The organism is Vibrio sp. NC2 (genome assembly GCF_025195005.1).
GTDB lineage: Bacteria > Pseudomonadota > Gammaproteobacteria > Enterobacterales > Vibrionaceae > Vibrio > Vibrio splendidus.
In genome coordinates this window covers 85,409-104,641 of sequence record NZ_JANVFC010000010.1, presented here as the reverse complement: position 1 = coordinate 104,641, position 19,233 = coordinate 85,409, and the positions used below count along the sequence as shown (strand labels likewise).

The following is a 19,233-nucleotide window of genomic DNA, read 5'->3' as shown; positions in this document are numbered from 1 at the left end:
TATGTCGTTAAACAGCTAAGCAGCTAAGCAGCTAAGCAGCTAAGCGGTTAAGCCTTTAAGCAGTTAACCCGGTAATCATTTAGGCCTTTAGATGTTGAACTACGATTGTTTGTTTTTTAGCGTAGACTTTAGCATTTGGAATAGCCATTGATTCAAAGGCGCGTCTTTCTGTGAACGACGGCAGCTCATCACATGACCCACATCGATCGTCAGTTTTTCGTGTAAATCAATACTACGACAGCCTTCTGGTACGCTGCCATTGAGGGTGATACCAAAATAGTCGGATTTGAGCACAACATCGTGAATCATCGCAGGGTGATCGACTTCCACTCTTGGGTTGACGTGAAATCCGATATTTCTAAGGCGATCAAGGATCGGGTATTTATTGTCATTCCATCCCGGGGTTTTAAATAGAATGATTGGGTAGTTGGCGAGCGACTCAAAGTCTTTCGCTGGATGATCCTCTCTCACGAAGAACACCACTTTTCCTTTGCCGAATTCCATTTGAGAAATTGACTGTGGCAAGGTTTCATCAAAGTAATGAACCGCTATGGATTCTTCGCCGTCGATGAGCCTGTTCCTCACATTGCTTCCCCACCGAACGAATGAGTAGTGAGCATGCGGGGCTTCTTTACTCAGAGCAAAGTAGAGCTTCGAGCCAAAGCGCTCCCAGAACAAGGTATTTGCGTAGATTTTGATATCACCTTGGTAAGTTTCTGGCGAAAATACTTGGTGTTTAATGGCTTCAACGCTGCTCAAGATCTGCTCAAAATTTTCGATGTTGGTTTCAACAAAAGTCGTGGGTTCAAACCCGTGTTTGGTTTGAATGAACAGTGGATCGTCGAGCTGCAACTTTAACTTCGAGAGGTTCTTGCTGATCGCCCCAGAGGTTTTTCCTAGCGACTCCGCAACCAGTCCAACATTGCGAAGTTCATACATACGCTTGATGACGAGGATATTTTGAATGTCTAGATTGATGTCCACAGGCTCTCCAAATGAATCCTTTTATAGGCAGTAATTTCGGTGCGGTAGGCGTACAGAAATTATGTGACTCTAATATCATAGTGGTAGTACAAAACAGATAAGACAGAACAGCGTCAGAACTTCGCTAATCCCTTGATTTTCCATTTGGTAAATCTTGCTTTTCCTCGAATGGCTTTCACTCAAGCGCTAAAGTTACCTCAACAAAGAAACACAGATACCAAACGAACAAATAATTAAAAATAATATGAGGTGATGTATGAAAAAGTTAATCGCACTAGGCTTAATGGCTCTTTCAATGAATACTGCTTTTGCTGCCGACGGTACGTATACAGGGACTATCGACATGACAAGAAGCGAAGGTAATCAAGTAAAGGCTGAGCGTGTTGAATCTGACTTAACACTGGAAGGAAGAAATGAAGCGTCTAACGGCGGAATCCAATTCCAAAAGAACGTAGATCAAGACCAAACGATCCAGCTTACAGGTCGTCGTGATTAACGTTAAAGATGTGCTTACCATTGTCATGAGAAATGCTGCGCCCTCGGGTGCAGCATTTTTCGTTATTGGGTTGTGGAGTATTTTATAAACTCTAGCGATCTAGCCTTGGCATGTTGTGTAACGTGTGGCATTTTGTTGTTCTCTAACTTTAGATCGCTATTGGGTGTTGGTTAAGCATTACAAACCAGTAAGCGAACGACTCGAAAGGACAAGGAATGACTCAAAAAGAAACGGGAATGATTCGTCATATTCTACTGATTAAGTTTAAAGAAAACGCTGAAGCTTCAGAGGTTCAAAAACTAAAGATGCTGTTTGAAGCGATGCCAAACAAGGTTGAAGGGGTCACTTCAGTAGAATGGGGATTAAATGACAGCCCTGAAAACAAGAATCAAGGTTATACCCACTCGGTGTTAATGACGTTCGCCGATGAAGAAGGCCGCCAGAATTACCTTCCGCACCCTGAGCATGATGCGCTGAAAGATGTGTTTCGTCCGCTTTTAGAAGACATCATTGTGTTTGATTACTCCCTGTAATTAGGTTCTGAGTAGGTTTCTTGTGTTTGACTTACCTTTGATAATGAAAAGTTAGGGCCTAGCGTTTAAGCCCTAACTAAATAAGAAACGACTTACTCTGTTGGCGAAATCGTGATTGGTGCAAACGACGCGACAGCATTTCCGCCAGCGCCCGGACGGTCTACATAAGGCGTGTTCTGCATTAAGGTGTAGTATACATCCACGAAGTCATCATCATTCACTAATACACCATCAGGAATCACATCGATAATCTTGCCTGTGATCTGAGGGATGATCGCATAACCTTGAACTTCTGGATCAGGAATCATCTTCAGTATCTCTTCTGCGGCTTGAACCAAGAGTTTTGCTAGCGCTTTGTAGTCTGTGCCATCATCGTGCTCCATTAAGATCATATCAGCAGCGCCCCAGCGGTAGCGAGGCCAGAAGATAACGGTCTGGTTCGGGTAGTACGTCTGTTTGTCGTAGTCCAGATAAGGCATCTCAACGAGGTCGATTTGGGGCTCTAAACGACTTGAATCGACACCCGTCACGATAGCGTAGATTTCCGCTTTACCAGAGATCCAAGGTTCTTGGTCGACGGCTAAACGGATTTTGGTTAATTGTGTGGTATTCAACGGCTCAGGTTCCGACAAGGCCATCGAGCGACGAGCCCTGTTCATCAAAGACGATTTTTGAGGTTTACTCTCGTCGGCATTGGTATCGCTAACGGTATTGATTTGCGTTGTAGTACCCAGCTTTTGCATCTCTGCCTGCATTGCCATTAAGCCTGCTTTGAGCTCTTCAGCACCGTTACTATCAACCACAAACACTGGGACGTCTGGCATTTGGTACACATCTAATTCATGAACCTGTCCGTACACGTCATACGCTTCAATGTATTGCCAATTCGAATCGTCGCCTGATGGTTCAAATGCAAACAGCGGGTTTTCACCATTCTTCCAAGCTTCGATCATCGCTTCATCAGCCATGCGAACCTCTAACACAGAGTCGCTGAAGTCGTTGATCCCTTTCATCTTGCGATAACCAAGATCCGCTTTCTGCATCCGGCTTGAAAATGCAGAGTAGGGCTGAGTAGAGCTCAATTTATCTACAGGCGCGGATAAGTTCTTTTCTGAGATCTGAGCCTTCAATGAAAGCTCAAGATCGGAATAACGCTCGCTGATTTGCAACGCCAGAGATTGCTTTTGCGCTGCGCTACTTTCTGCAATACCTAATGAATCAGTTGTCTCAATATTTTGCGCAAAAGACTGGAAGCCAACCACTGTCGTTGCAAGCACCATACTGATAGGAAAAGATGGTCTCATAAATAATCCTTATTTTAGTTTTTATCATTAATAGAGCATTTGCCCTATAAGGATTAACCTATCAGTAACGTGAATGTGTTCAAAAGTTAGTCAGTTATTTTTGTTTCGTTGTGCAGCACAGGATCTCAATTTAAACTGTTTTTATAAAACAATGCCTAAGTAACCTTGATATTTATAAATTAATAAACGTATCAGTAAATAACTTACAATATTATTAACTACTAGGGTGTGTCATAAAAAAACCTACTCAAAGTGAGTAGGTTTTTATTTCTCGGTTAACCGCTAGTTCTCGATTTACAACTTGTTTGAGAGGCTCGCTCTAACTCAATCTAAACGCAACGTTAGGCCAGAGTAGTTCGAGTATCCACGCAGTAACACATGGTAGGTTACGCCCGGTTGCGCGCTCACACTGCACTGCTCATTGTTTCCAGCGCGATAAGGGCGACAATCGTAACTCGATGTCGTTGGCTTGCTGCCCGATTTCACGTAAAGGTCGGCATCACCTGAACCACCAGACATTGAAACCGTCACGCTGGATGCAGAATCAACGGTGAACGTGTAGAAGCTCTCTGAGGATTGATTCCCGCTCAAGTTCGAAATTGGCGTTCCTTTCATCAGCACATTGCCAGTTGGCGGCGTTGAACCACAACTTGCATTAACGCCTACTGTATTAAAAGCATCTTCAACATCGGCAACCACATAACCCATGTCTGCTGCGGCTTTCGCTACGCCACAAGCTCCTGCGTCAAAGGTACTGTTTGCCGTCCAATACAACTGGTTGGCAACCGTGAATATTTCAAAGCCCTTACGTACATTCCAACCCGATTTGTTCGCTAAAAGATAAAAGGCGCGGTTATAAACACCGCTAGATAAGTGAACGTTCAAACCATCGTAGTATTGAGAGGCGTGATCAATCGAGCGGCCATCTTTTGAAGGTTGATCAAAGTAACGCAAGCCGCCTTCTGATTTGAATATATCGCTTCCGACCACCCAATCGACATTACCACGCAGGTAGTATTCAGCCGCTTCGCCTGCAATATCGGAGAAGGCTTCATTGATACCGCCCGACATGTTTTGGTACACAAGGCCGGAGTTTTGCTCAGTGAAGCCGTGGCTGACTTCGTGAGCACTCACGTTGATATCGACCAATGGGTAAAAGGTGTTTTTGCCATCTCCAAATGTCATGGATGAGCCATTCCAAAAGGCGTTTTCATAATCGGAACCGTAATGAACGCGCATTGTCAGTTGGAAAGTTAAAGGCGACGTATTCATCCAATCTTTGTACATATCGAACACGACATTACCAAAGTAGTGCGCATCGTTGAGAGGCGAGTAAGCCCCGTTGATGTATTTATGATCGGTGTAGTTGGTTCCGTCGGCACAGTTGTAGCTGTAGGCTGCGCTGCCAGAGGTTCCGTTCCTCAAATCGACTGTCTTAACTGATTCATTTTCTAACGTACAAGTCGTGCCTGTTTTGTCGATGGGAAAGCTAGGGAAGTCATTGCCATATTCATATCGAGTGGTTTTGAGGTTGCCACCTGGGCCAGTACCTAATGCTTTAGCGTGGTTTAGCCCATTCCATTTTTGGAGGACATCGCCAGTCGTGGCATCAATAAAGTAGAAAGGGCGCTCTGGCATTGAGGACGCGATAAAGAAATCGACCAGATACACCACTTGGGCGACTTGGTTCTCGTCCAGTCTCACCATCAGTTTCGCATTTTTATTTTCAATCGACTTTTTGCCGACGGTAAACGTGCGATGAGCGGACAGTGCGGCTTCAATCGCTTGTTCTCGATTCAGTTTTGGCGCGATGCTGGATAGGTCACCACTGATCCCTTGTGCCATGGAGCCGAACACCTGAGTGGGTTGGTTCTTGGAAAGGGTGGCCACGACCGAAGTATCAAAGACGGGTAAACCTAAGTGAGTTTGTTGATAGCGGACTTTGGTTTTTCCATTGGGCAGTACCACCCGTTTTACTTCAGAAAAACCTAATTCAAGTGGAGCAATACTCTTCGACTGAGCGACGAGGCTTTGTTGTAGCAGTGTATCGTTATCGACTCTGACCATTTCTGCAGCGTGTGCATTAAAGCCAAAAGATGTACCTAGAATAGCTGCTATTTTCCAGCTTAGTTGACGTTGTTGGTTCATTTTTCGTTCCTGATTTTAATATAAACTCCTTCTTCCCAACGGCTTTATAGGAAGTCTATATGCAACACGTTTATGCCATGTGTTGCGAATCAAGATTGGAAGAGCATTTGGATTTATGACAAGTTTATCAGGGAGATTGAATTTTAGAGTATGTAATTCAAAGTTTACAAAAATTCTTATTGATCAAATTGTTTTTATAAAATTTGATTTTATTATTTATCGTAAACATATGAAGGGTAGGGGGTTATTAAAATCTGTTTTGTTTTAATCGATAGAATTCATTTATCTAAACTAACTTCGATATTTCTCTGTTTTTATCTTAATTACAAATGAGTAAATAACCGAGTTTTGGAAGTGGTAATATTGTCTTTATTATCAATATTAAACTTGTTTTAACAATACGATCCATAGAAGTTATCAAGTTTTCTTCATTTGGTTTTGTTAGGAAGAACTAAATTCTACATTTTCTTGTTCAATCACAAATCAAGAACGATAAGTCATTGTTATGAATGGAGTGAGTCGTTTAAGATAGGTTGCATAAGAAACTAGACAGAAAAACGCTGCATTTAGATACAGATTTTTTCTGTCTAATAGCTGTTAAATGTAATGGAACATTGTAACTTTATGGATATAACTCAAATGGTCACAACAAAAGAATTAATATTTCTTATCTTAGGCACACTATTAGGTGGTTTAGCCAGTTGGGTAGTTGCAAAAATCACAGAAAAAAAAAGAGGCTTAGTTGTGGAAACAACTGGGCGGCGTATTATTATTGAGTCAGCGGATAACTGTCCGTTTAAGATCTCCGATTTAAGTGGAAAAACACTAGATAACGTTTATTTGATCAATATCCGAATTTGGAACAAAGGGAAAGAACATGTACTTGGTAGTGAGATAAGCAAAGACTGCCCTCTAACAATTAGTTTAGATGAAGAAACTAATATACTTGGCGAGCCAATAATATTTAGAGGTAGTGATCAAATTGGCCTTAAACTCGATTTAATTAGTAAAAATACTTATCAACTTGGTTTTGAGTGTGTAAACCCTGATGAGTGGTCTGAAATAGGCATTTTTGTTGAAGAAAAAAGTGATGCGAAAGTAAGCGCTACAGGGCGAGTATTTGGTCAAGATCATGATTTTAATGTCACCGTCGATGACGGAAGAGCAAGTATTGCAGAGAGACTTGCAACTGCATTTATGGTTTTATTTGTTGTGTGTTGGCCATTTGCTAGCGCTTATTCGATATATTGGGTTTATTCAGACTTTAGTTTCCATCAAGTGATAGATGACTTTGATAGCCTTCCTCACCTATTAAGGAGCTTACTAACCTATGCCATGGTTTTACCATTGCTTATTATAATGTATTACGTATCTATTCTAGGAAAAAGGCGTGGAAACCCCAAGACCTACCCAATCGATGAAGATTTTGAGCCTAGTCAGACTCAAAATATTGGTGCGATGTGGGGGACTGCAATTTCCGGAAAGAGGTATAGGGTATCAAATTCTTCAAAAAACAGAGGTGAAATAAGCGCTCAGAATCAAGGTGACAACATTTAACAAGTCGTTTAAACGGACAAAAAATAGTTGGCTTTTGTTCGTGCCTCACAAATTATAGCCAACTATTTTTCGCCGCTTAACGAGGCGCTAGGCTCCACTCATCAATCGAGGTTATCATGAAGTATCCCGGTCAACCCAAAACTCCGCCTAGTTGGTATAAAGACAGAGGGCAATCATATATTGAGAAAGAGTTTAGTAAGGAGTTGGGTGACTTAGCAAATGCTATAGAAGCTGAGCATTGGTTTGGCGATAAAGAAAAACATGGGCGATTCCGTGTCGATTTTGTTTTAAAAGATGCTCGGCTAATAATCGAATTAGATGGGCATGAATACCACTCAACAAAAGAACAATTAGAAAAAGATGCGTTAAGACAGAGGTACCTTTCTAGAGCGGGCTACACAGTAATTAGGTTTACTGGACGTGAAATAAATCGAAACCCTCAGTCATGTGTTGCGGAAGTTAGAGAAATATATAAAGAGCGAATGCAAAGAGCTCCTGCTAAATACCGTGTAATGTATATCGATTACCCATTTCTCTATAGAGAAACAGCTAAGGCACTTTCTTTTTTTAAAGAGATAAATCCTAATAAAACATTAAAGCCTGTAAACATTGACGAACTCATTCCTCATGCGATTGAATGGTTGCATGAAAAATCATTCATCACAGCATTTGTCTTCCACCCACCAGAAGATGAACATGAAATAAAACATTTAGATGGTTCAATTAAAGAGTATGAAAAAGGTGAAGTAAGAATTAATACTGTTTCAAAAAAATGGTATACGCTCGAATTAGGTGAACATATGGAAAGCTTCTCACACTTGTTCGATGAGTTTATTTTAATCGCTGATGATCCAGTATATGTAAAGCCGCTTCGCGCTGTTCTTCCTGATGACCTAAGTGATAGTGAGCATGGCTCTCATAGCTTCAAATACTTGGCTAACGGTAAGTTGCTACGTCATGGTAATGAAGAAACTTCATATGTTGGCAGTGAGCTTGTTCATGTTTTCTGGCAGAGAGTTTGGTACATTATTGGTGCATCAATGGGATTAAGCTTATACGAAATGTAGAGCCTAACAAGTTGCTTAAACGGACGTGTAAAAGTTGACTCGCGCTCGTCGCACATTTTAGCCAACTATTCCACGCCGCTTAACAGGTTGCTGACGGATCCCCTCATAATTTCCCTAGTCCTGCGTTGTGTGTGAGCCTTTGATATTCGAACATTCCCCATTGATATTGGGATTCGTTAATTTTATATCGCCGATGATTTCGTACCTCTCTCCCTAGACGAGGTATGGATAGAACTCGGCGGTGTTTAATGCTGTTGGCTTGGAAGTCAAAATGCCATTTGGCTTGTACTGCAATGAGGCCATTCCACCACATCAAGATTTCAGCGAGCAACGCAATAAGAAGCAGGATATCCAATCGCTTAGTACAACGAGTTCTGTTGTGACGAAGTGCGATCCCATAGGCGATACTCTTTAGATCGCGGAAGGCTTCTTCTATTTGCATGCGCTTGGTGTACAGGTTGGTAATTTGTACTTCATTTAAGATATGTCTAGGGACATTGGTCGCGAGTAACCACGGCTCCTTGTACTGCGTTGATAGAGATGTGTAGCGGAGTGTTTTTGGCTGGTTCTGCTATGGCGCTGGGCTTTTCGGCCTTTTTCTAATCCCTTATAAACATAGGCTTCACAAGATATCGGTGATCTCTTTGCTAATAAGCAGTGGCCAAGATATTCGGGTTTATGGACAGCGTTTGGATAAAAGGTTTTATTTGAGACCCAAGGTTTATGAGGTTGTTTGATTGATACTTCAGCTCGGACACGACCTAACTAAAACCAACCTTTTTCCTGAACTTGGCGGAACCAAGTATTTCTAAAACCCGCATCAGAAACGATGATCGGACTGATTTTATTCGGCAAAATACTCTGTAATTTATCGAGGAATGTTTGGTGACTTTTCGGTGAATTGTATTGACCATACTCAAAAACTTGTTCAAAGATTGTGATGGCTCGACCATCAAGTGCAACGGATGCTCTTAACGTCATATAACGAAGTTGTTCACGAACATCAGACCAATCCACAAGGATCACAGGGCGTGGGTTAGCGCCCGTTATTAAGTAGGCATGCCATTTATAAATAAGGTCTTTTTCACGATGTAGTTGGCGATTTCCAAGCAGTCTATCAACGCGTTTGATCGCATGTTTTACCGTGGTATTAGTTTCCAGTTTGCGACCTAGTTTAGTCAGCGTTAAGTCTGAGCCGTCAAGTACACTTTTTGTAGCAAGTATCAGAGAAATCACGCGTTTTTTGTGAATGGAGGGGCATTGGTTTTGTATGGTTTGTTGTAAAATCTGAATATCGCGCATCGTTAGTTCACTTGTTCGAAATGTGTGTTCAGCGATATTCATTAGATCAAAGACGGCGGTGCGCGTCTACCTCATTGTTTTTACGCCTGATTATGAAGGGATTCGCAAGAGTAAGGCGTTATACAAATAAAAGGAGGTAATTCGATGCGGCTTTATGTAAAAGATCGTCAAACAGGGAAGAAAACATACATTCAGAATACGGCTAATTCTCGAAATGAACTAGCTCAAAGGTTAGGTTCTAATCGTTTAAAGGTAAATGACAAGGTCTATTCTGTTAATTCGGTTACGGCGGAGTCTGACAATAAGACGGCTCCAGCTATGGCTATTGGTGGAGTTATTGGAGTCATGGGGGGTGTTCCTGGAGTATTACTTGGCGGGTTAATTGGCGGTTTGCTTGGGAAAAGTAACGATGATGAAGATACTAAAAAGGTAAACGAATTTAATAGGAGTCATAATGTTTCCTAAATTCAACCTTCGACTAGTCGGTGTCCTCATCACCTTAGTCATAATAGCTGTTACCTATATAACTGATCAGAAATATTATAATGAGACGATACGCTCAGTCTTGGAATGGAAGCATTTGAATATAAGTATTTGGTTCGGTTGCTTCATCTGTTTTGTATTACATTATCTGTCAGCTAAGAGCTCAAATTCCGAATATGCAGGGCTTATATATAAGCAGTTTGGTATTTTTGCTGATTCAGCTTTTGCTGCAATCACTTATGGTTTGGCGATGACAACATCCGCGTCAATTTTAAAAGGTGTTTACGTTCAACAGTTTTTTGGCGATGTTGTGTATTTCAACCATTTTGAATCCCTAGACATTTATTCAATGCTAGTTGTATGTTTATTTTTATTAGGTTATTCACTTTGGTCTTGTACTCGTGCTGCTTGGGAGGCAATTATTTTTAGTAGCGCAGAAAAAGCTGAGGCAGTGTACGACTAATTATTTATATGACAAGGCGTTAGGCATTTGGAAGAAACTATGGATATTGAAGAAATTAAAAAAGAAGTAATCAAAGCTCGAGGAGTTTTTGAAGAACACCACAATCACATCAGCAAGATATTTTTTGATGAATTTCCATCAGCTTCATGTGGATCTTCAGCCGACTTATTAGCAGAGTATCTCCTTAGCAAAGGTGTTCAAAATATCGAATATGTTTATGGTGAAAGAGATTCTGGTTCACATGGTTGGTTAGAAATTGAAGGTCTGATCATTGATATAACAGGTGATCAGTTTGAGGACGGTATTGAAGGTATTTTTATATCACCTAACCGAGATTTTCATGACCAATTTTCGCCTCTAGAGCGGAACGATAAACCTGGTATAAATGGTTTTCTTCGTGACCCATATAATAAGTTCAAGGCACTTATGGAAACACATGCCTAACAATCTGTTAAGGGTGATTCGTAACGCGTGGTATTTTTACTAAGCGTTGCGTTTAGTGTTTAAGGTGTTATCCGGGAGCTTCAGTATTGCGTTGCTCACCCCTAACAGGGCTACATGGATTCCCCCGGTTGTCAAACATCCGCTAAACTTATGTTGATGGGTTTTGGACTGCCGCTCTACATTTGGCCTGCTTATCGATGATTCACATATGTCGTGGCCCTGATGACTTGCGCGACTGCGCTGCCTTATTCGTTAGATGACATCTAGTGTGTCCGTCGCATTAACAGGCTCTCCGCAAGTGGTCTTAACCTATCTCCATCATTAGCGTCTGCAATGAGCCAGTGGGTTTAATTCTTTATGCTGGTTAGGTTCTACTTAAGTAGCATAGTTTTCATATTCTGTTTTGCACAACAACACGCTTCAACACCTATACGAATTAGTGGCATGTTTGTTATTGTGGTCAGTAGCTTAGAGTGGGTTGCTGATTTATGAAGTATGACCTTACTATTTTGCTCTACGGCATGAAGACTAAAGTGGTTTTTAGCTAAGTCGATACTGCAGAAATAAGAATAATCAGACATGGTGCCTCCGATGCATTTAAGTACCACATAAGTGTGGCAGATCCTCGGTAGGGGGAATCCATGTTATTCGTTATACGATTCGAATAAACTAGAGGTTGTTGTGGATAGAAAAAGTGACGGTTTGTTTAGGCAATTCAAGCGAGTTGCTATCTCATTTGCAGACTTTAAAGAAGCTCACGATATTGTTAGCTATATTAAGAACAATAAACTTTACGCTGATTTCGAAGGCAATTTTCTTGTTCTTTCTGCATTAACTAATGCGATGATTTTATCTTATTGTAAGCCATTTTCTGGAAATGACTCTCGAAATAAAATTAGGGTGCCCGATCTACCTAATACCGCATTAAAAGTTCTATCACCTGACGAACTTTCCTTACATAAGTTTTTAATCCAGCTCAGGAACCAGCTTATTGCACATTCAGATTCTCAGGCTATTGAAATGAAGTTTAGTGTCCATACTTACGGGAGTTTTCAAATGCTTCAGCCGGTAAGGAATAGAAGTTCAAGGTGTTTGAGTCTTGAACAATTGGATATTTTTGAAAGTATGTCTTTGAAACTGCTCTCTCATGTAGCAACTTTACGTAAAGATCTGGAGCCCAAGATTATTCCGCTACTAACTAAAGAACACATCGAAAAATAGGATGCATAGAATCGTATAACAAACGACTATGGCGTCAATGATTCATTTTGGGCTGTGTTCTCATCGCACATGGCACCATTTCTCATCATAGAGTCAGAGGCACGTTTCACGGAGGAAACATGACAAGCGACCAATTACTGGAAAAGGCACTTTATAGTAGTGCCAGCATCCATCAACCTCATTCTTTAAAAGCCTATTTGGCTTCGAATCACCTTAATAACTATTTCGCTAAAACAGGCAATGTGCGGCTTAAAACGAGTGAGTTGATAGACCAAACTGAGATTGAAGTTTTAGGTGAGTACTCTACAACGCTAAAAGCGCCCAAGTTCTCAGATTTTCGTATTCAAAGGATATTGGATAACGGGGTATACCCAGCGGCGTATGCTGCTTTAACGCAGTGGCATGAGAATAAGGGCTTTCAAGATATCTTCTCGTATTACGTTTCGCAGGCTTCTAAAACAAGCGAATACCTTTCCCACAATGTGACTATCTTATTGGCGCTGAACCGTGTTTACCGTGAGCTAGAGCCGTCTCAAGTTCCAGCATTCCTTAACCGCTTCACTGAATTTGTCACATCGACCCGTTCTGATGGCGACCGAAACACAGACACAAGCGAAGTCGTAGAGCTCAATAGCGTATTACAAGTATGCCTAAAACAGTTTGGTTTCTTTGGGCATAACCTAATTACGCTTGCGTGGATAATGCGTTGTAAGGAAGAGTTGTCGAAAGAGCAATATGACGTAATGCTTTTTAATCTCTATCGACAGGCCAGTAGCCCTTTGGAAGATCCTGACGATGAGATTGATCAAGCTACCTTGGCGCAGTGTCAAAGCTTAGATAATTCAGATGAGCTCTATGACAATGTTCACCGATTGGTTTTTGGTTATACATTGAATCTGCACCAGATAACCCTAGCGGATGCATTGTGCTTTCTTCACGAACGATTCCCTGCACATACATCGGAGCTAAAGCACATTGCCGAGTATCAGTGTCGTCTGTTAGAACAGTGAGTTTAATTAGGACGTTGCATTTAACTTATGCAACGTTATCAGTCTAGTTAGCGCAGAAGTACGACTTACACGCTAATCAGATCTCGAATTGAAAAAAAGAGCTACTCGATAATGCAGCTATGCTCTTTAATTCTGAAAACCAGTCAGGTGTCAAATATAGCTCACATATTGCGGATCTCCCACGCAAAGGCGAACGTTTGCCTTTTGTTTCTCGGAATCTAATTGCAACAGTAAATGACACACAAACGTAGAGGTAGCGCACAGAATCGAAAAAGGGGATATCGCGATTACGGAATCATTGATCTAGCCGATAGTGAGATAGTGATAAGAGGTCGATAATTCGTTGTCGGACTAAATTAGAACTTTAAATCTAATTTCTAAGTAGTTGTTATCTCAGGAAGAGTTTTTGTGCTATGCGCCCCTATATTAAATACATTATCCCTATTTTAATTCCTTTCATTATCCTCGTAATGCCGCTATCAGCGTTCCCATTTGAAGGCCTTACGATTATTCAACAACGCGTTATCGCGATCTTTTTATTAGCGGCATTGTGCTGGGTGTTCGAGCCTATCCCAATCTACGCGACGTCTGTTGTTATTATCGTTCTGCAATTGTTGATGTTGTCGGATAAAGGGCTGATCTTTTTAAGGTTTGAGCATGGGCAGGAACATTTTGGTGAGTTGTTAAAATACAGCGACATCATGGCGACATTCGCCAGCCCAATCATCATGCTGTTTTTGGGCGGTTTTTTCTTAGCGATGGCCGCCACTAAGTATCGATTAGACGTAAACTTAGCTCGCGTGTTGTTGAAGCCATTTGGACAAGACCCAAAGTTTGTGATGCTCGGCTTAATGTTGATCACTGGTATCTTTTCGATGTTTATGTCTAATACGGCAACAACAGCAATGATGCTCTCTATTTTAACGCCGGTACTGGCTGTGTTTGGTCCGAAAGACCCCGGTCGTATAGCGTTTGCGCTTTGTATCCCTGTTGCCGCTAACATCGGTGGCATTGGTACCCCGATCGGTACCCCGCCGAACGCTATCGCCCTTAAATATTTAGTTGGCGATAACCTCATTACGTTCGGCGAATGGATGGCATTTGGTGTGCCGTTTGTCGTTATTATGATGGCGTTAGCGTGGTTTTTAATAGGCTTTATGTACAAAGCTGACCAAAAGAAAATCGAGTTAAGCATCAAAGGTAAATTCCTTAAAACACCCAAAGCCATTGCGGTATACGTCACTTTTGCGCTGACCATCATTCTTTGGTTAATGGGCTCAAGCCATGGCATGAACTCTTATACCGTCGCTCTGATTCCTGTCGCTGTGTTCTCACTCACAGGGATCATCAATAAAGAAGATCTGAAAAAGATTTCTTGGGACGTACTGTGGCTTGTATCTGGTGGTATTGCGCTTGGTTTAGCTCTCGATAAAACTGGCTTAGCAAGGCTCGTGGTACACAGCATTCCGTTTGATGCTTACTCACCATATGTGGTGTTGTTCGGAGCGGCGTTCTTGTGTTTGGTAATGGCAAACTTTATGTCTCATACCGCAACGGCTAACTTGTTAATGCCAATTATGGCTGCATTAGGTTCGTCTATGGCTTCACTCACGCCACTAGGCGGTGAGTTAACGTTAATTCTGGTTGTGACTTTTGCCGCTTCATTAGGTATGTCGCTGCCAATCAGTACGCCACCGAATGCGTTGGCTCATGCCACGGGTCATGTGCAAAGTAATCAAATGGCCAGAATCGGTATTATTTTGGGTGTGGTTGGTGTGCTACTGAGTTTTGTTATGGTGTGGGTGCTACATTCAATTGGTCACATAGGATAACGATACGTGTATCAACAAAAGCTAGAAGCACTTATCGATCGTTATTTTAATCAGACAGAGCGTCGGGTGACGTGCCGTGCCGGTAACACAATTATTGAACAATCAGCGTTAAACACTCGTTTATATTATGTGTTTAGTGGAGAACTGGAAGGGTTTTATTCCGAAGCGAATACACCGCAAGTGCGAGTATTTAGCGCGGGTAGTGGGGCTTTTATAGGCGTTCATAGCTTCTTTTCAGGTAATTGGACAGCATCTTCAACGGTTGTTGCTAAAACCGATGTTGAGTTAGCGTGGATCGATAAAGACACGCCTGCAGAAGATGAACGTAACTTTGGCCCTCTTACCGCACAGTTCACACCTGTGATTGTCAATGAGTTGTCGCGTCGTCAACGCCGTGCAACACAAGAAGCGATAGCGAAACAAAAAGCGCTAGAGAAGTTACATACTGCTGAGCAAATGACAACCTTGGGTCAATTGGCTGCAGGGATTGCCCATGAGCTTAACAACGCTATTGGTGTAGTAAATAGTAAATCTGGCCGACTTGAAACGGTCATCATGGATCTACTTGAAGAAGTGCATCCAGAAGCCAGTCAATTTTTCGATTTTGGGTTAATGCATGGTCAGAAAACGTCGTCGTCAGAAGCGCGAACACGTGGGCGACAATTTGAAAAAAAGTATGGTTTAGACAAGAACATTGCTCGCTCTCTTGCAAAGGCGATTCCAATTGACGCTTCATATGCAACAGACGTTATTTCAAAACATTGGCTGAAAAACCCAGAAGAAGCGATTCGTTTTTGGCAGATGGGCTGTGACTTACATGATTTACGTTTGGCATCTAGACACACCGTTGGCATCGTAAAATCGGTTAAACAACTTGGCAGAGTTGATATTGACACCGAAGAAGCGGTTGATATTAACGACTCCATTAACCATGCCTTATCGTTGTTACAAAGTGAGTTACGTAGAGTCTCTGTGCGATTGAGCCCTGCAGATTTGCCGACTTTTAAAGGCTCGAAAACAGAGCTCGTTCAGATTTGGGTCAACATTGTAAAGAATGCTTGTGATGCAATGTCGAATTCAGACGATGCCGCAATAGAAATTCAAACCAGATTAAGTAAGAAAAGAATATTAGTTACGATCACGAATAACGGCCCTGAGATAGACGAGGTGACTCGTAGAAAGGTATTTCAGCCCAACTTCACCACTAAAAAAGGTGGTTTATCGTTTGGATTGGGCTTGGGTTTATCAATAGTTAAGCGGATTGTGGCGGGTTATGGCGGAAGTATCATTGTGAAAAGTGATGCTTCTAAAACTGTATTTAGAATCAAGTTACCAATAGAGGGTGAACATGGAGAAGCTTAATTTAATCTGTGTCGATGACCAGAGAGAAGTACTGAGCGCAGTGGTACAAGATTTAGAGCCGCTGGCGGGTTGGCTGAATATTGAAGATTGTGAATCAGCGCAAGAAGTGCTTGATCTCATTGATGAACTTGACGCAGAAGGCGAACACATTACCGTCATCGTGTCTGATCATGTAATGCCAGGGAAAACGGGTGTGGAGTTACTCACTGAAGTGTTCCATGACAGCCGCTTTCCGAATACAAAGAAAATTCTTCTTACGGGGCAGGCTACTCATACTGATACCATTAATGCGATTAATGCAGCAGGCATCGACCGTTACTTTGAGAAGCCGTGGCAAGCAAGCACGTTAGTTGAGTGCATTCGTACTCTTGTCACTGAGTACATATTTGATCAAGGGCTTGATTACACGGACTATCAGAATGAGCTTGACCAGCAGGTTGTGTTGAGACGCTTGCGTTAGTCACTTATGTTAGCGACTTACATGAGTCACTAATGTCAGTCGCTTGAAATTATATGCACCGAAGGACGCTTTCTGAAGGATCTTGTCTGTGAAAGACGTAATCTTTCGGTGCATATATTACCTATCTCTTTTAGTAGTTTAGGTTTTAGTACTCAGTTATTAACACACTGGTTGCTGGCTTAAGTCTAAAACTCATACGCAACGCCAACCAAAATTGAAGTTAATGCATAGTCTTTATACACCCAATTAGTGCCGTGCCTGCCTCCAAGTAACGCAAGCAGATGCATTGTGTTTTCTTCACGAACGATTCCCTGAACATGCAGCAGATCTAAAATGTGTCGCAGAGTACTAGTGTCGTATGTTAGAACTGTAAATTTAATTAGGACGTTGCAGCTAACTTATGCGTCGTTATCAGTCTAGGAAGTAAAATGAAAAAATTGGTTTTGGCTTTGTTGTTATTGGTTTCGACCAGTGCAATGGCATCTAAAGACGTACCGGAAATGTCGATTAAAAACGGCTATGTTGAACCGTTCCAAATGTTCGATAACGTTTATTACGTTGGTGATAGATGGGTGTCGTCTTATGCGGTAGAGACTGCAAAGGGATTAGTTCTGATTGATACACTCGATTTCCCTTATTCGATGTGGATACCCATCAATCTAAAAAAGCTTGGGTTGCAAGATAAGGCCATCACTCATATTTTGGTGACTCACGGCCATTCTGATCATGCTGGTGGAGCGCAATTTCTCCAGTCTGAATATGGTTCAAAGGTCGTGATGACACAAAAGGGTTATGAGTTAGCCGTAGCTCAAGCTAACAAAAGCAGTGGTAAGAATACGTTTTTACCGCCCAAGGTAGACTTCTTTGTGCAAGATAGTAGTAGTCTTATTGTCGGTGCGGACGAGTTTAAGTTCTACCTTACGCCCGGCCACACAGAAGGGGATTATTCAATAGATCTTATGGTGAAAGACAACGGCACATCACATCGCGCATTTGTAGTTGGCGGTCACAGTATTAATGCACGAGATCCAAAGCTAGCGAAGCAGTTCTTCGAAAGTATGGACAGAGTGAGAGAGATCGCTTTGCAGCCACCTGTGGTGAGCGTGAATTTGTCTAACCATCCCCATAAGAATCATCTATTCGCTAATCGTGAGAAACGAAATGCCGATGGTTCGAACAATCCGTTCATTAGCGAAAGTAACTTCTTTAGCTTTTTAGACCAGCAAGAAGCCCTAGCGAAAGAAAAACTCAGTGAAGCACAACAGCGGAATAAATCGGAAAGTTCACAGTAGACGCTCGCTTAAGTATAGATACGGCCAACGCGAGCAATTCGCAGTTTATGCTTGATAGGCAATGAAGAAGTAGCGACTAACTTATGTGACTTCTTAATCGCAGCAGCCAATGAAACGGGTTCTATCTTTGATAAAACAGTGCAATATTGGCGTAATGCGTTAATTGTTTAGAAGTCCGCAATAGCCAGTGGGTTAACACACTGTATGAAAGGGAAGGAGACTCAGGATGAGTGCAGTTTTTAAAGGTTCGTGTTTGTGTGGCAGTGTTCGTTTTTCTGTTGATGGATTCAGCGAAAAAGCAGCAAACTGCCATTGTTCAATGTGCCGAAAATTTCATGGTGCCGCTTTCGGGACGTTAGTTGGCGTACAAGGCTTTAGCTGGCTTTCTGGTAAAGAACGACTCAAAGAGTTTGTCGCATCAAACGGCACAACACGAACATTCTGCTCCAACTGTGGTTCAAGTTTAGGCTTCAGAGTACAAGGTGAACCTTTAGAAAATATCGAACTAGCGATATCGACATTCGACGTGGATATTCCAGTCAAAATCGATGCTCAGATCTACACCAACTACAAAGCGAACTGGTGTGAATTGCAGCCAGACTTACCAACGCATTCAGAAGGACGAGCAAGCTAGTCGAGCTTTCAGTTTTTTGAATTACAAATACTGACGGCACAGTGACTATGGTTAACGTGCGTGGTGTTGCCCAACTCTTAACACCCGTTGACTTCTCTACCCAATTTTATTGAGGCAGCTCGAAAAGATCGGGTTTTCACACAATCCTATATTGGCACCTATCCATACTAAATCCAGGAGGAAAGTATGAGATGGTTAATAATTAAAAATGCATTAATTACGCTGACTATAGGGTTTGTAATTGTATGGCTAAGTTCTCGAGGAGACTATCTAGCCACAGCATCCGTTTACCCGACCGACTTTGTGTTCTTATGGTTGGGCGTTGTTTTAGCTGGCTTCGCATCGATTTATACAATAGATGACCTTCAGCGAGGTTCATGGCATAAGTCTGCTGTGATTTATGCATTTTATTATTATGGTGCATTCGGTCTTTTTGCCGACGGCCACGTTGCGGGTTGGGCTCATAGCAATGGTTACATTGAGAAATTGTTTATGTCTGGCTTTATAATTTTGGTGTCATTATTTTCAATAGTCGTGCCGTTAATCGTGTTCACGATATCTGTTATACAGGCACATCTCCTTTCTATCGCAGTTGAAAATAGGCAGCTATAAATAAGCCAATTATCTATATGTACGAGTTC

The 19,233-nt window shown here is 41.9% G+C and carries 18 protein-coding genes and 2 pseudogenes; 15 read left to right on the top strand and 5 right to left on the bottom strand.

Annotated elements, in window-relative coordinates; genetic code table 11:
* Positions 1-99 precede the first annotated feature (99 nt).
* Entirely contained in the window at positions 100-984 is an 885-nt protein-coding gene (locus tag NX845_RS14460) for a LysR family transcriptional regulator (RefSeq protein ID WP_260256950.1), read from the bottom strand.
* 256 nt (positions 985-1,240) lie between these two features.
* Between NX845_RS14460 and NX845_RS14455 the strand changes: the two genes are divergently transcribed.
* Together NX845_RS14455 and NX845_RS14450 are read left to right on the top strand one after the other, a co-directional pair.
* Positions 1,241-1,480: a hypothetical protein gene (locus NX845_RS14455; RefSeq protein ID WP_017081013.1), complete on the top strand. Its 240-nt coding sequence runs from the start codon at positions 1,241-1,243 to the stop codon at positions 1,478-1,480.
* Between the two features lie 215 nt (positions 1,481-1,695).
* Positions 1,696-2,013, top strand: coding sequence for a Dabb family protein (locus tag NX845_RS14450; protein ID WP_009846539.1), 318 nt, complete (start codon positions 1,696-1,698; stop codon positions 2,011-2,013).
* Positions 2,014-2,105: 92 nt separating this feature from the next.
* Here NX845_RS14450 and NX845_RS14445 read toward each other — a convergent pair whose 3' ends face one another.
* The gene (locus NX845_RS14445; protein WP_260256949.1) at positions 2,106-3,317 is read right to left on the bottom strand and encodes a DUF3103 domain-containing protein; all 1,212 of its coding nucleotides are present in this window, start codon (positions 3,315-3,317) and stop codon (positions 2,106-2,108) included.
* 324 nt (positions 3,318-3,641) lie between these two features.
* Entirely contained in the window at positions 3,642-5,465 is a 1,824-nt protein-coding gene (locus NX845_RS14440) for a M4 family metallopeptidase (RefSeq protein ID WP_260256948.1), read from the bottom strand.
* Positions 5,466-6,089: 624 nt separating this feature from the next.
* Here NX845_RS14440 and NX845_RS14435 point away from each other — a divergent pair.
* Positions 6,090-7,022, top strand: coding sequence for a hypothetical protein (locus tag NX845_RS14435; protein ID WP_260256947.1), 933 nt, complete (start codon positions 6,090-6,092; stop codon positions 7,020-7,022).
* Between the two features lie 116 nt (positions 7,023-7,138).
* The gene (locus NX845_RS14430; RefSeq protein ID WP_260256945.1) at positions 7,139-8,089 is read left to right on the top strand and encodes an endonuclease domain-containing protein; all 951 of its coding nucleotides are present in this window, start codon (positions 7,139-7,141) and stop codon (positions 8,087-8,089) included.
* A gap of 103 nt (positions 8,090-8,192) precedes the next feature.
* Here NX845_RS14430 and NX845_RS14425 read toward each other — a convergent pair.
* A pseudogene (locus tag NX845_RS14425) lies at positions 8,193-9,391 on the bottom strand (IS4 family transposase).
* A 144-nt stretch (positions 9,392-9,535) separates the two neighbouring features.
* On the opposite strand from NX845_RS14425, the gene NX845_RS14420 reads away from it, so the two are divergent.
* Genes NX845_RS14420 through NX845_RS14410 form a run of 3 tightly spaced genes read left to right on the top strand, consistent with a single transcriptional unit; the run spans position 9,536 to position 10,781 of the window.
* The gene (locus NX845_RS14420) at positions 9,536-9,856 is read left to right on the top strand and encodes a hypothetical protein (protein ID WP_017081758.1); all 321 of its coding nucleotides are present in this window, start codon (positions 9,536-9,538) and stop codon (positions 9,854-9,856) included.
* Positions 9,846-10,337 carry a hypothetical protein gene (locus tag NX845_RS14415; protein ID WP_017081759.1) on the top strand — a complete coding sequence of 164 codons (492 nt, stop codon included), beginning with the start codon at positions 9,846-9,848 and terminating at the stop codon, positions 10,335-10,337. Before NX845_RS14420 ends, NX845_RS14415 begins: the two co-directional genes overlap by 11 nt.
* Before the next feature lie 39 nt (positions 10,338-10,376).
* Positions 10,377-10,781, top strand: coding sequence for a hypothetical protein (locus tag NX845_RS14410; protein WP_260256944.1), 405 nt, complete (start codon positions 10,377-10,379; stop codon positions 10,779-10,781).
* 413 nt (positions 10,782-11,194) lie between these two features.
* On the opposite strand, the pseudogene NX845_RS14400 reads toward NX845_RS14410, so the two are convergent.
* Positions 11,195-11,362: pseudogene (locus NX845_RS14400) on the bottom strand (IS110 family transposase); the annotation flags it as partial.
* A 100-nt stretch (positions 11,363-11,462) separates the two neighbouring features.
* Between NX845_RS14400 and NX845_RS14395 the strand changes: the two are divergent.
* The 8 genes from NX845_RS14395 to NX845_RS14360 all read left to right on the top strand — a co-directional run bounded on the left by NX845_RS14395 (position 11,463) and on the right by NX845_RS14360 (position 19,204).
* Positions 11,463-12,002 carry a hypothetical protein gene (locus NX845_RS14395; protein ID WP_260256943.1) on the top strand — a complete coding sequence of 180 codons (540 nt, stop codon included), beginning with the start codon at positions 11,463-11,465 and terminating at the stop codon, positions 12,000-12,002.
* Between the two features lie 119 nt (positions 12,003-12,121).
* A complete protein-coding gene (locus NX845_RS14390; protein ID WP_260256942.1) occupies positions 12,122-13,012 on the top strand; it encodes a hypothetical protein in 891 nt (296 codons plus the stop codon).
* A 413-nt stretch (positions 13,013-13,425) separates the two neighbouring features.
* On the top strand, positions 13,426-14,844 hold the full coding sequence (locus NX845_RS14385; RefSeq protein WP_004733551.1) for a DASS family sodium-coupled anion symporter: 1,419 nt from the start codon (positions 13,426-13,428) through the stop codon (positions 14,842-14,844).
* A gap of 6 nt (positions 14,845-14,850) precedes the next feature.
* Positions 14,851-16,206, top strand: coding sequence for an ATP-binding protein (locus NX845_RS14380; RefSeq protein WP_260256941.1), 1,356 nt, complete (start codon positions 14,851-14,853; stop codon positions 16,204-16,206).
* Positions 16,193-16,666 (top strand): response regulator, encoded by a 474-nt coding sequence (locus NX845_RS14375; protein ID WP_260256940.1) that lies wholly within the window; start codon positions 16,193-16,195, stop codon positions 16,664-16,666. Before NX845_RS14380 ends, NX845_RS14375 begins: the two co-directional genes overlap by 14 nt.
* A gap of 428 nt (positions 16,667-17,094) precedes the next feature.
* Positions 17,095-17,958, top strand: a complete 864-nt coding sequence (locus NX845_RS14370; protein WP_102514624.1) for an MBL fold metallo-hydrolase — start codon at positions 17,095-17,097, stop codon at positions 17,956-17,958.
* Positions 17,959-18,184: 226 nt separating this feature from the next.
* A complete protein-coding gene (locus tag NX845_RS14365; RefSeq protein WP_065682210.1) occupies positions 18,185-18,592 on the top strand; it encodes a GFA family protein in 408 nt (135 codons plus the stop codon).
* 186 nt (positions 18,593-18,778) lie between these two features.
* Positions 18,779-19,204: a hypothetical protein gene (locus NX845_RS14360; RefSeq protein WP_065682209.1), complete on the top strand. Its 426-nt coding sequence runs from the start codon at positions 18,779-18,781 to the stop codon at positions 19,202-19,204.
* The last annotated feature ends 29 nt before the right edge of the window (positions 19,205-19,233 follow it).